Source organism: Henriciella sp. (assembly GCF_029936995.1).
Lineage (GTDB): Bacteria > Pseudomonadota > Alphaproteobacteria > Caulobacterales > Hyphomonadaceae > Henriciella.
The window spans coordinates 280,729-293,090 of the sequence record NZ_JAPYRE010000003.1 but is presented as its reverse complement, the minus strand read 5'-3'; the positions used below and the strand labels follow the sequence as shown (position 1 = coordinate 293,090).

Genomic DNA, 12,362 nt, shown 5'->3' with positions numbered 1-12,362 from the left:
CCCCTTTGTTAGCCCGAGTCGACGGGTCAGCCTTCAAAGGTTGTGAGTTTTCCCTCTTCAAGGGTGAGCACACGATCCATGTGGCGTGTAAGGGCCATGTTGTGTGTAGCGACCAAAACCGCGGCCCCTTCGCTTCGTGCGATCCTTATCAAACTTTTGAAAACCCGGTCAGTCGTCGCCGGGTCCAGGTTCCCGGTCGGTTCGTCCGCAATGACAAGCTTGGGGTCGTTCACCAGAGCGCGGGCGATCGCGACACGTTGCTGCTCCCCGCCAGACAATGCGCCCGGCTGGTGATGAGAGCGATCAGACAGCCCCATCTCTTCCAGCAGCGCCTCGGCTTTCTCCTTGGCGGCCTTACGCTTAACCCCGTTCACCATGAGGGGCATGGCAACATTATCGCAAGCATCGAACTCGGGAAGCAGGTGGTGGAACTGGTAGACAAAACCGAGCTTCTCCCGGCGAAGCCGTGTGCGCACACCATCCGACAGCTCAAGCACGGACTCACCATCGAGCAGCACTTCTCCATCCTCTGCCCGTTCCAGCAAGCCTGCGGTATGCAGCAGCGTGGATTTCCCAGAGCCCGAAGGCCCGACTAGGCCGACAAGTTCGCCGGGATTGAGCACGAGGTCCGCCTTGTCGAGCACCTTGAGCGTATTCGGTCCGGTCCGGTATTCCCGTACGATCCCACGAAGTTCCAGTACAGCCGCACTCATTACTCGAACCTCAGCGCGTCGACCGGATCAAGCTTGGCCGCATTCCAGGCCGGCCAGATCGTTACAAGTATGGACATGCTCATCGCCCAGAGCGTTGTGAACAGTGCTTCGCCCCAGTCCAGTTCAGCTGGCAGGCCATCAAGCCCATAAACGTCGGCAGCAAAGATTTCCCGGCCCATCACAAGGCTCAGGAACGCCTCCACAGCATCGATATTGATGACAATCAACACACCGAGACCAAGACCAATCAGGGCACCGGTCAGGCCCAGAATCGCACCGATCATGATGAAGGTCCGCATGATCGCCCCGCGTGTGGCGCCGATTGTGCGCAATATGGCGATGTCACGCGTCTTGTTCTTCACCAGCATCACAACGCCTGTAATGATATTTAGCGCGGTAATTGTGATCAGGATCAGCATGATGACCCGCATCATGCCGCGTTCAACGTTCAGCGCGTTGAAATAAGAGGCACGCTGCTGCTTCCAGTCCTGAAGATAATACTGCCCGCCTGTCGCCTCATTGATCATGCGCATGGCCTGTTCTGACTTCATGGGATCTTTGATCCGCACATCGATCAGCTGGTATTCCCCCTTACTGTTAAAGAAGAGCTGTGCCTGCGGCATCGGCATCAAGACATAAAGCTTGTCGAGTTCGACGCTGCCTGTCGTGAATGTATCGCCTACTGTGTAGGTCTTGCTGCGCGGAGAAACACCGAACGGCGTAGAAGCTCCCTCCGGCGCCACCAGAGTAATTTCATCACCCGGCCGAACGCCGAGGTCAGAAGCGAGAAACGCCCCGATCATGACGACATCACCACCATTGCGGCCATCGCCGAACCCAGCCGCTTTTGCCTGCGATGCCCCGCCATCGAGATATGGCAGCTTGTCGAGATCGGCCATGCGCACCCCACGAACGACAGCTCCTGTGCGCGCTGCATCCGATGTGGCGAGCACCTGTTGCTCAATGATAGGCGAAGCTGTGTTGATGCCCGGCAGTTCAATGATCCGATTTGTCAGGTCATCGACATCGCCAGCAGGATAGTCCTGTACCTGCACAAAGACATGTCCCTGGCCTCCCAGCAGCGCGTTCAAGAGTGTCGAACGGAAACCGGCCATCACGGACATGATGACGATCAGCGCCATGACGGCCAGCATAATGCCAAAGAAGGAAATGATGGAGATGAGCGATACACCGCCATGCTGGCGCCGTGCTCGCAGATAGCGCCAGGCAAGCGCCCGCTCGACCTGACCGAAAGGCGCGGACTTGCTCATCAGCCAGCTTTCACCATTTCTACGGCCTTCTCCAGCGCCACTTCGCTCTTTTCCCCGCTCTTGCGGTTCTTGAGCTCGACCACACCGTTTTCGATGCCACGTGGTCCGATAATGATCTGCCAAGGCAGGCCAATAAGGTCCATCCGGTTGAACTTGGAGCCAGGCCGCTCGTCGGTCTCGTCATAAAGCACATCAAACCCGGCAGCCTTCAGCGTCTCATACGCCTCATCTGCCACCTTGGAGACGGTTTCATCCTTCGGTCGCATGGAGATCAGGCCAACCTCAAATGGCGCAATGGATTGCGGCCAGACGATGCCATTCTCATCATGACAGGCCTCGATGATGCCGCCCACAAGACGCGAAACCCCGATGCCATAACTGCCCATCTGGACGGGCACACTGCCCCCTTCTGCGGTCTGGACCGTGGCATTCATCGGTTCGGAATACTTTGTGCCGAAGAAGAAGATATGACCAACCTCGATGCCGCGCGCAGAGACCTGCCGTTCCTGGGGTATCTTCGCGAACTCGGTTTCATCATGCATCTCGTCTGTTGCTGCATAATAAGTCGTACGCTTGGCAACTTCACCTGAGAGATCACTGTCGAAGTCGAGATCGAGCCCCGGCGCAGGCAAGTCCAGCATGTCCTTGTCGCAGAACACCGCGCTCTCACCAGTTTCGGCCAGAATGATGAACTCGTGGCTGAGATCGCCCCCTATCGGGCCTGTATCCGCCTGCATAGGGATGGCAGTCAGGCCCAGCCGGTCGAAGGTGTTGAGATAGGCGCAGAACATCCGGTTATAGCTGGCCCGGCCATCCTCTTCCGTAAGGTCGAAGGAATAGGCATCCTTCATCAGGAACTCGCGCCCGCGCATGACACCGAAACGCGGCCTAATCTCGTCGCGAAACTTCCACTGTGTATGATAAAGATTCAGCGGCAACGCCTTGTAACTTTTCACATAAGTCCGGAAGACATCCGTGATCAGCTCTTCATTGGTCGGGCCAAACAGCATGTCCCGGTCGTGGCGGTCGGTGATGCGCAGCATCTCCTTGCCGTAATCCTCATACCGCCCGCTCTCTTGCCAGAGCTCGGCCTGCTGGATGGTGGGCATGAGCATTTCGATGGCTCCGGCCCTGTCCATTTCCTCGCGCACGACCTGTTCGATTTTCTGGAGCACCCGATGCCCAAGTGGTAGCCAAGTATAGATCCCCGCCCCGTTCTGGCGCACCATACCGGTGCGCAGCATCAGCTGGTGTGAGACGATGGCCGCATCAGCGGGCACATCCTTGGAAACAGGCAGGAAATAGCGCGAAAGTCGCATGATTTTGAAAACTCTGGAGCGGTTCTGGTTTGATCCTGTGTTATTTGGAGTTGCCGCCGTTGGCTAGTGCGTGCGTGCAATGCCGGCCAGGCAATCACTATGCTCCATAATACTGCAACAGCGGGATTACGATCAGCCCTGCAATAACGGTGCACCCTATGGCCCCGATCGTCGCCCAGACCATTTTCTTCGGCAGCATGTGACTGACCGGCGCGCCCTCTTCTGTGCCGTCCTCGATCTCGTTCTCCTCGAATTGTCCACGCACGCCGATCGGCAGCACAACGAACAGGCAAATCCACCAGGAAATGAGGAATATGACGACGCCGCCGACCAGGTTCATCAGTGATCGCCTTTCGGGGTCTCCATGAGTTCGACAAGCACCCCGTTCGTGTTCTTGGGGTGAACGAAGACGATCGGCGTCCCATGGGCACCAATGCGCGGTTCGCCAAGTACCGTTGCGCCACGCGTTTTCATCACGTCCACGGCTTCATGAATATCATCAACCTCGAAGCAGACATGATGCTGGCCGCCTTTCGGATTTTTCTCGATGAAATTATGGATCGGGCTTTCTTCGTTCAGGGGCTCGATAAGCTCGATCTGACTGTTCGGCAGGTTGACGAAGCAGACCTTTACGCCCTGGGCCGGCATATCGAAGGGCTCTGTAATATCTGTTGCGCCATAGAGAGTCCTATACGTCTCAATCGCATCCGGCAGGGATGGCACCGCGACGCCCACATGATTTAGCGGCCCCAGCTTGAATTCCTTCGACATCTCGTTTCCTCACACTCTCATGATGGCAACGTCGACGAGCGGCTTTCGCCCGAAAACGCTTTCGCACTTGCGCTTGATAGCCTTTACCAGAACCTTTTCGACTGTCTCGTCGTCAAGCCTCTTGCGCCGTGACAAACCGTCCAGCGCTTCGTCGCAGGCCTCTTCCAGGTCATCAAGGGACTCGTCAGCTAGACTCCCATCCTCTTCCGAAAGGCCACGTGCCGCGAGATAAGGCCCGTCTGCAATGCTGCCAGCTTCGTCAAAAGTGACGCTTGCCGTTACATAACCGTACTTGGAAATCGCGATACGTTCCTTCAGGCCCTCAGAACCGGCCGGAACCAGACGCTTTCCATCGAGATGAAGCCGGCCATTCGGAACGACATCAATCCGCTCTGCCTTGCCCGGCGATAGCCGGATCATGTCCCCGTTTCGCGGCGTAACCGTTTCGGCAACCTGCATGGTTCGCGCGAATGCTGCGTGCTCCATGATATGCCGGCGCTCGCCATGTACTGGAACTGCAATGCGCGGACGCACCCACTGGTACATGCGCTCAAGCTCGTCGCGTGCGGGATGACCGGATACGTGGATCGGCTCGGTGGTCATCCTGTCGGTAATGATCCGCACGCCATTTTCAGCGAGCGTGTTCTGCATTTCGAAAATGCCCTTCTCATTGCCGGGAATGACGCGGGATGAGAAAATCACCGTATCGCCCTCGCCCAGTGAGAGATGTCTGTGCGTGCCATTGGCGATCCGCCCAAGCGCAGCACGTTCTTCTCCCTGACTGCCCGTACAGAGATAAAGGATCTTGTCAGATGGGAACGATCCGGCATCCGCCTCATCAACCAGGTCCGGCAAATCCTTGAGGACACCTGTTGTAACCGCGGCATCGACAATCTTGTGCATGCTGCGCCCGGCAAGGCAGACACTGCGTCCGGCTTTCTTCGCGGCTTCAATCACCGTTGCAACACGAGCTACGTTCGAAGCGAATGTCGCCACGGCGACACGCCCCTCCAGGCTACCTACGAGCTCGATCAGGTTACGTCTAACCGTTGCTTCCGATCCACTTTCGCCTTCGACAAATACATTCGTACTGTCGCAGACCATCGCAAGCACGCCCTCGTCACCGAGACGCTTCAGACCCTCAACATCCACGCCCTCCCCAAGAAGCGGGTCAGGATCGATTTTCCAGTCACCTGTGTGAAGGATCGTCCCGGACGGCGTTGTAATCGCAAGCGCATTCGGCTCCGGAATGGAGTGGGTGAGTGTGACATATCTCACCGTAAATGGCCCGGCCTCGACCTCACCTTCCAGCGGAACAACATTCACATCCACATGAGCCAGTCCACGCTCTGCGAGCTTTCCGGCCACGAGGTGCGCCGTAAATGGCGTCGCATAAAGCGGTGCCTGGAGGCGTGGCCATAGCAGACCAACCGCACCGATATGATCTTCATGCGCATGTGTCAGGAAGATCGCATCAATATTATCTGCATGTTCGGCGATGAATTCCGGATCGGCACAGATAAGATCGATACCTGGTGTGGTGTCGTCCCCAAAGGTCACACCCAGGTCAACCAGAATCCAGCGCCGGTCATCGGGCGGTCCATATCCGTAGGCATTCAGATTCATACCGATCTCGCCGCATCCGCCGAGAGGCAGGAAAACGAGTTCGGGCGTGTCCAGATTTGGCATGTCAGCCTTTGCTGTTGCGTCTGTAGATTTCCAGAAGCCCTGATTCCATAAGGGTCTGGTCATAATGATCTATGGTGGCACTTGCCCCTTCAAAGAGGGAAGCGACACCTCCTGTGGCGATCACTGTCATCGGATCGCCGTACTCGTCCTTCACACGCCGCACAAGACCATCGATGAGATCGATATACCCCCAGAAAACCCCCGTCTGCATCGCGGCAACGGTTGAATCCCCGATGATCTTCTCCGGTCGCTGAATGGCGATACGTGGCAGCTGCGCAGCCGCATCGTGCAATGCACGCATGGAAAGATTGATACCGGGGCTGATGATCCCCCCTTCGAAACCACCATCGGCGCCGACAATATCAAGCGTTGTTGCCGTGCCGCTATCGATCACAATCAGAGGCCCCGGATACGCGATATGTGCCCCAATGGCGGCAACAAGCCTGTCCGCACCAACCTGCTCGGGACGCGGAATGCGGATTGGTACGCCGAGGTTGACCCCCGGCTCGCCGACGACCAGCGGCTCGATACCGAAATACCGGCGCGACAGGTTACGGAAATTGAACAGGGCCTGCGGGACAACGCAGGAAATCACGCAGGCATTGATGTCATAGACCGATACCTTGCGCATATCCATGAGCGGTCCGAGCCAGACCAGATAATCGTCCGCCGTACGCGTTGGATCTGTCGCGCTCCGCCACATGGCGACCCAGTCTTCACCATCATGCAGGGCGAAAACCGTATTGGTATTGCCAACATCAATCGCAAGCAGCACGTCAGACCTCCTTTACCAGCTCCACGTCACCCGCCCTTATGGTGTGCGCCGAGCCGTCAGGCAATTCAAGCTGCAACCCACCATCCGGGGAGAGCCCCTTGAAAATGCCGCGTACAGCCTTTTCGCCCTTGCCTGATGTTACTGTCTGGCCGAGCCCTTCAGCGACCTGCTCCCAGTCTTTCAGCAAACCCGGAAAGTCTTCCCTTGCCTGGCTGGTGCGGCGCGCGAACAGCGGGCGCAGGGCTTCAAGCACGAATTCGGCATTGACCGCAGAACTCGCCCCGAGCCTTGCAAGTGATGTAGTCTCCTGCCCGGCCCCCTCCGGTGCCGTGACAACATTCAGCCCCATACCCGCAGCGACCCATCCCCCCTGTCCGGCTAACTGGCCAGCCTCGACAAGGATGCCGCAGAGCTTGGCACCATCGACCCGTACATCATTCGGCCATTTCAGCCGGACAGCTGCTTCAGGCACAAGCTGGGAACAGAGGTCTGCAATGGCGAGACCAGCTGCAAAAGGATAGCGCGTCGCAGTCTGGACACCGCCCGGCTCAAAGAAGAAAGCCGTGCAATACAGATTGCCAACCGGGGAGGTCCACTGGCGGCCGAGCCGGCCTCGTCCGGCTGTCTGCTCGCGCGAAGCAATCCACAGCGGCCCATACATATCAGCCTGGGCAAGGCGCCTGGCTTCCTCATTCGTACTGTCTATGGTCGCATGCCATTGAACCTGGGCGTCAGGCTTCACTGATAGAACCCTGCTGTCGCGCTGGTTGCCCAGTCGGTGAATGGTCCGATGAAAATAAACAGCAGCAGGCAGGCAATCGCTGCACCGTAGATCGCAATAGATACCGCACGGTCCACAGGTTGGAAACGCTCCGCTGGCTCACGCACCCACATCACAAGAATGATGCGCAGGTAATAACCAAAAGCCAGCACCGAGCTAAGTACAAGCACGATCAGTAGCGGCAGTAGCCCGGCATTCCAGCCAGCCTCGAAAACAACCAGCTTGCCAAGGAAGCCGACAGCGAGCGGAAAGCCCGCAACAGATATTACCAGAATGGTCAACGCGATGGCCATGCCAGTGCGCCGACGCACAAGGCCGGCCAGCTCATCGATATTCTCGACCATGCCACCCTCGCGGCGCATCGCCAGGACCCCGCCGAACAAGCCGATTGAAGCGATGACGTAGGAAGTCATGAACACAAGCAATGCGGCAGCGCCGTACTCAGCACCTGCGGCAACCGCAATCAGCGCATAGCCCATATTGGCAATCGAGGAATAACCAAGAAGGCGTTTAAGATTGGACTGCACAAGCGCACCGAAAGCACCAATGATCATGGACAGGGTCGCAATGATCGCAATGATCATCTGCCAGTCCTCGAACACACCCGGGAATGCCTGGAACATCAGGTTGGCGAAGACCACCATGCTGGCCATTTTCGGAGCCGTCGCGAAGAAGGCCACCACAGGGCTCGGAGCTCCCTCGTAGACGTCAGGTGTCCATACGTGCATCGGGGCAGCCGACACCTTGAAGGCCATGCCGGAGATCATCAGCACCATACCGAACAGCAGGCCGATGCCACCTTCGGCTTCCGCGATGGCCGTATAGTCCGTCGAACCGGTAAAACCGTAGACCAGCGAAATCCCGTACAGCAGGATCCCTGAAGCCAAGGCGCCAAGGACAAAATACTTGAGACCCGCTTCAGCAGAGCGCATGGAATCCCGGTGGAATGACGCCAGTACATAGGATGACAGGCTGAGTGTCTCGATGCCCATATACAACGTCATCAGGTTCGATGCCGAAAGGATCACGCCCATGCCGAGAGACGCAAAGATGATCAGCAGCGCATACTCATAACGGATCGTCTCATGCCGGCGCAGGAAGTTTTCGCCCATGAGCAGAGTGATGGCGCCTGCACCATAGCTGACCACCTTGGCAAAATTCACAAATGGTGTCGTCGTAACCAGCCCGCCAAACGCTTCACCTCCCGGCCAGTTGAGGAAGACCACCAGCACAGCTGCAATCAATGAAGCTGCCGCAAACTTGAAGGACAGGCTGTTGAACTGATCCTTGAAGATGGCGCCCAGCAGGACGCCCACCAACCCGGCCAGAGCCAGCAGGAGTTCGGGGCCAACAGCCGCTATCATCGCCTGGAAATCCAGCATTGGCGATTATCCTCCGGTGATCATCTGAAGCGCGCGCAGGCTCGACTCGCGCGTGATGTTGAAAACGATATTCGGCGCGATCCCCAGCAGGATCGTACCGATGATAAGCGGGGCAAGCGTGATGATCTCCTTCAGATCAACATCCTTTATGCCCTCCAGGTCCGGATTGGTGATCTGGCCGAAAACTGTGCGTCGATAGAGCGTCAGCATGTAGACGGCAGAGAAAATGACACCCAGCGCAGCACCGGCTGCTGCCCAGGTCGAGGCCTGGAAAGCGCCTGTCATGGTCAGGATTTCACCGACAAACCCACTCGTCCCCGGCAGGCCGACATTGGCCATGGAGAACAGCATGAACATCGCGGCATAAACCGGCATTCTGTGAACCAGGCCGCCATAAGCTGCGATTTCACGCGTGTGCATCCGGTCATAGACAACCCCGACGATCAGGAACAGCGCACCAGAGATCAGCCCGTGAGAGATCATCTGGAAAATCGCGCCCTGCACGCCAACTTCTGTAAAGGAGAAGATGCCGAGTGTGACAAAGCCCATGTGCGCAACCGAAGAATAGGCGATCAGCTTCTTCATGTCTGTCTGGCGGAACGCCACAAGCGACGCATATACGATGGCCACGACAGACAGCACGAACATGAATGGCTGGAACAGTTCACTCGCATCCGGGAACATCGGCAGCGAGAAACGCAGGAAGCCATAGCCCCCCATCTTCAGCAGGATACCCGCCAGGATGACGGAGCCCGCGGTGGGCGCCTGCACGTGAGCGTCCGGAAGCCAAGTGTGGACGGGCCACATCGGCAACTTCACGGCAAACGACGCAAAGAAGGCAAGCCACAGCCATGTCTGTACTTCAGGCGCGAATGCAAACGTCTCAAGTTGAGCGATGTCGGATGTACCGGCCTGCAGGTACATGAAGACGACAGCGGCCAGCATGAAGAGAGAGCCTAGCAGCGTATACAGGAAGAATTTGTACGACGCGTAGATACGGTCAGCCCCGCCCCAGACGCCGATGATAATAAACATCGGGATAAGGCCCGCTTCAAAGAAAACATAGAAGAGTACCATATCCAGCGCGCAGAAGACCCCGATCATGAAGGTTTCGAGCACGAGGAATGCGATCGTGTATTCTGTCAGCCGCTCTTTGACTGAGCCGAAGGACGCAATGAGACTGAGCGGGGTCAGCAATGTCGTCAGCAGGATTAGCAGCAATGACAGACCGTCAACGCCCAGCTTGTACTGAACATTGGCAAACCAGCTGACCTCTTCGACAAGCTGGTAGCCAGGCGCACCGATATCGAAACTGGCCAGCATGACCAGCGACGCCAGGAAAGTCGCCACGGAAAAGATCAGGCCAGCCGTCAGCGCCTTGTTGCCACTGGCAACATCGCTCTCCTGACTGCCCGTCATGGCCCGCACGAGCATGATCAGTACAGCACCAGCAAGCGGCAGGAATGTAACCGCCGTGAGAATCGGGAAATTGCCCATCAGCCCGCGCCTCCGACGCGCCAGAAGATCACCGCGCCGAACACGAGTGCCGCGCCGATGATCACGAATGCGTAGTGATAGAGATAACCGGTATGCATCGCAGACAGCCGCTTGGAGCTTCTCTGGACCAGAGACGTGATCCCGTCAGGACCCAGCCCGTCGATGATACGCTTGTCGCCTGTCTTCCAGAGAAAGCCGCCCAGCCAGTGGGTGCCACGCACGAAAGTGGCGTTGTAGATCTCATCGAAATACCACTTGTTGGCGAACAGGCTGTGCAGCGGCCCGCCTGACTCTGCGATCCTGCGGCCGAAACCGCGATTAAAGAGGTAGGTGAACGTCGCGATCAGGAAGCCGGTGATCGTGACCATGAGCGGCGCCCAGAACACCCACTCCGGTACATTGTACTTCTCTTCCAGCAGGTGGTTGTCGCCTGTCGTGTAGATCGCACCGGCCCAGAAGTCAGCCTGATGGTGTCCGACAAACGAACCATAGAAGATCAGACCAGCGAAGATCGCGCCCAGTGAAAGCAGCCCGAGCGGCACAAGCATGACAAGCGGCGACTCGTGAGGATCCTCATGATGATCGTGCTGATGACCGTGTTCGTCCTGCGCGAGATGGTCGTCGGCATGACTGTCCACCTCATGGACTTCCGGCGGAATAGAATCCTCACGCGGACCGTGGAAGGTCATGTAGATGAGACGCCAGGAATAGAAGCTCGTCAGGAGCGCGGCGAGAATACCGAACCAGAATGCAAGCTGGCCGAAAGTGACTCCGTTCTCACCCGCAGCGAAGGCTGTCTCGAGGATCGCATCCTTGGAGAAGAAGCCGGCGAAGCCGAGTTGCGTATGCGGCAGCCCAAGCCCGATAATCGCAATCGTGCCGATCATCATCGCGGCATAGGTATACGGCATGAACTTGGCGACACCGCCCATGCGGCGCATGTCCTGCTCGTGATGCATGCCGTGAATAACCGAGCCCGCACCGAGGAACAGCAGCGCTTTGAAGAAGGCGTGTGTAAACAGGTGGAACATGGCCGCCTGATATGCCCCGATACCGGCCGCAAAGAACATGTAGCCCAGCTGCGAACAGGTCGAATAGGCGATCACGCGCTTAATATCGTTCTGGGCAAGTCCGACCGTGGCCGCATAGAGTGCAGTCACAGCGCCAATGAGCGTCACCATGCCGGCCGCGACAGGCGCATACTCATAGATCGGTGACATCAGGCAGACGAGATAGACACCAGCCGTTACCATGGTTGCCGCGTGAATGAGCGCCGAAACAGGTGTCGGGCCCTCCATGGCATCCGGCAGCCAGACATGCAGGAAGAACTGCGCCGACTTGCCCATCGCACCAATGAAGAGCAGCACACCAATCAGCTCCAGCGCGGGAACGTCATAGGCGAGGAATGGAATGACCAGCTCGCGTACCGGTGCGGCCTCGGCCAGCGCAAGCGGGGTCACGCTCGCATTTTCCTTGATTGCATTGAGGACTGGCTCAAACTCGACAGAACCGAACACCACAAATACGGCCATGATGCCAAGTGCCAGACCGAAGTCGCCAACCCGGTTGGTGACGAACGCCTTGATGGCTGCGTCGTTCGGCGCCTTGTTATGATACCAGAAGCCAATGAGCAGGTAGGAGGCGAGGCCGACACCTTCCCAGCCAAAGAAAAGCTGGATGAAATTATCTGCCGTAACCAGCATCAGCATCATGAATGTGAACAGCGACAGGTAGGAGAAGAAGCGCGCACGGTGCGGATCCTCGCTCATATACCCCCAGGAGTAGAGGTGGACGAGGCCAGATACGCCCGTAATCACGGCCATCATGACGATGGATAGCGCATCGACGCGGATCGCCCAGTCGGCCTGGAACTGGCCAACATCGATCCATGTGAAAAGCGTGATGACATGGTGCACGGCATGAACCGGCCCACCACCATGACCGCCATCCGCTGGCGCCGCTGTCAGGACCGCATCAGGCGCGTGTCCGCCAAAGGCGAACATGAAGAGCTGGATGACCGACAGGATGCCTGCCAGCCCGACCGTCCCGGTCGTGATGATCATGGCACCATTGTCGGTGACGTACTTCTGGAAAAGACCGGCGACCAGGGCAGCAAGGCCTGGCGCGAGCACGATGAAGAGCAGTAGAAAGTCCGGCAGCATGT

The 12,362-nt window shown here is 57.6% G+C and carries 11 protein-coding genes; all 11 read right to left on the bottom strand.

What is annotated here, in order from left to right; genetic code table 11:
• Window positions 1–26 precede the first annotated feature (26 nt).
• The 11 genes from Q1K31_RS08620 to nuoL all read right to left on the bottom strand — a co-directional run bounded on the left by Q1K31_RS08620 (window position 27) and on the right by nuoL (window position 12,360).
• Window positions 27–713, bottom strand: a complete 687-nt coding sequence (locus Q1K31_RS08620; RefSeq protein ID WP_300378790.1) for an ABC transporter ATP-binding protein — start codon at window positions 711–713, stop codon at window positions 27–29.
• On the bottom strand, window positions 713–1,984 hold the full coding sequence (locus Q1K31_RS08615; RefSeq protein WP_300378788.1) for a lipoprotein-releasing ABC transporter permease subunit: 1,272 nt from the start codon (window positions 1,982–1,984) through the stop codon (window positions 713–715). Before Q1K31_RS08615 ends, Q1K31_RS08620 begins: the two co-directional genes overlap by 1 nt.
• Window positions 1,984–3,303: a proline--tRNA ligase gene (gene proS / locus Q1K31_RS08610; protein ID WP_300378786.1), complete on the bottom strand. Its 1,320-nt coding sequence runs from the start codon at window positions 3,301–3,303 to the stop codon at window positions 1,984–1,986. Before proS ends, Q1K31_RS08615 begins: the two co-directional genes overlap by 1 nt.
• Before the next feature lie 97 nt (window positions 3,304–3,400).
• Window positions 3,401–3,643, bottom strand: a complete 243-nt coding sequence (locus Q1K31_RS08605; protein WP_300378784.1) for a DUF1467 family protein — start codon at window positions 3,641–3,643, stop codon at window positions 3,401–3,403.
• On the bottom strand, window positions 3,643–4,074 hold the full coding sequence (gene mce / locus Q1K31_RS08600) for a methylmalonyl-CoA epimerase (protein WP_300378782.1): 432 nt from the start codon (window positions 4,072–4,074) through the stop codon (window positions 3,643–3,645). Before mce ends, Q1K31_RS08605 begins: the two co-directional genes overlap by 1 nt.
• Before the next feature lie 9 nt (window positions 4,075–4,083).
• Window positions 4,084–5,763 carry a ribonuclease J gene (locus Q1K31_RS08595; protein WP_300378780.1) on the bottom strand — a complete coding sequence of 560 codons (1,680 nt, stop codon included), beginning with the start codon at window positions 5,761–5,763 and terminating at the stop codon, window positions 4,084–4,086.
• A gap of 1 nt (window position 5,764) precedes the next feature.
• A complete protein-coding gene (locus Q1K31_RS08590; protein ID WP_300378778.1) occupies window positions 5,765–6,538 on the bottom strand; it encodes a type III pantothenate kinase in 774 nt (257 codons plus the stop codon).
• A 1-nt stretch (window position 6,539) separates the two neighbouring features.
• Window positions 6,540–7,280 carry a biotin--[acetyl-CoA-carboxylase] ligase gene (locus Q1K31_RS08585; protein ID WP_300378776.1) on the bottom strand — a complete coding sequence of 247 codons (741 nt, stop codon included), beginning with the start codon at window positions 7,278–7,280 and terminating at the stop codon, window positions 6,540–6,542.
• A complete protein-coding gene (locus Q1K31_RS08580; protein ID WP_300378774.1) occupies window positions 7,277–8,701 on the bottom strand; it encodes an NADH-quinone oxidoreductase subunit N in 1,425 nt (474 codons plus the stop codon). The genes Q1K31_RS08585 and Q1K31_RS08580 overlap by 4 nt, the downstream gene beginning before the upstream one ends.
• Window positions 8,702–8,707: 6 nt before the next feature.
• Window positions 8,708–10,198, bottom strand: a complete 1,491-nt coding sequence (locus Q1K31_RS08575) for an NADH-quinone oxidoreductase subunit M (protein WP_300378772.1) — start codon at window positions 10,196–10,198, stop codon at window positions 8,708–8,710.
• Window positions 10,198–12,360, bottom strand: coding sequence for an NADH-quinone oxidoreductase subunit L (gene nuoL / locus Q1K31_RS08570; protein WP_300378770.1), 2,163 nt, complete (start codon window positions 12,358–12,360; stop codon window positions 10,198–10,200). Before nuoL ends, Q1K31_RS08575 begins: the two co-directional genes overlap by 1 nt.
• Between the last annotated feature and the right edge of the window lie 2 nt (window positions 12,361–12,362).

Coding starts and splice junctions, on each gene's coding strand:
- Q1K31_RS08620 (WP_300378790.1), bottom strand. CDS start 713: ATGAGTGCGGCTGTACTGGAACTTCGTGGGATCGTACGGGAATACCGG.
- Q1K31_RS08615 (WP_300378788.1), bottom strand. CDS start 1,984: ATGAGCAAGTCCGCGCCTTTCGGTCAGGTCGAGCGGGCGCTTGCCTGG.
- proS (WP_300378786.1), bottom strand. CDS start 3,303: ATGCGACTTTCGCGCTATTTCCTGCCTGTTTCCAAGGATGTGCCCGCT.
- Q1K31_RS08605 (WP_300378784.1), bottom strand. CDS start 3,643: ATGAACCTGGTCGGCGGCGTCGTCATATTCCTCATTTCCTGGTGGATT.
- mce (WP_300378782.1), bottom strand. CDS start 4,074: ATGTCGAAGGAATTCAAGCTGGGGCCGCTAAATCATGTGGGCGTCGCG.
- Q1K31_RS08595 (WP_300378780.1), bottom strand. CDS start 5,763: ATGCCAAATCTGGACACGCCCGAACTCGTTTTCCTGCCTCTCGGCGGA.
- Q1K31_RS08580 (WP_300378774.1), bottom strand. CDS start 8,701: ATGCTGGATTTCCAGGCGATGATAGCGGCTGTTGGCCCCGAACTCCTG.
- Q1K31_RS08575 (WP_300378772.1), bottom strand. CDS start 10,198: ATGGGCAATTTCCCGATTCTCACGGCGGTTACATTCCTGCCGCTTGCT.
- nuoL (WP_300378770.1), bottom strand. CDS start 12,360: ATGCTGCCGGACTTTCTACTGCTCTTCATCGTGCTCGCGCCAGGCCTT.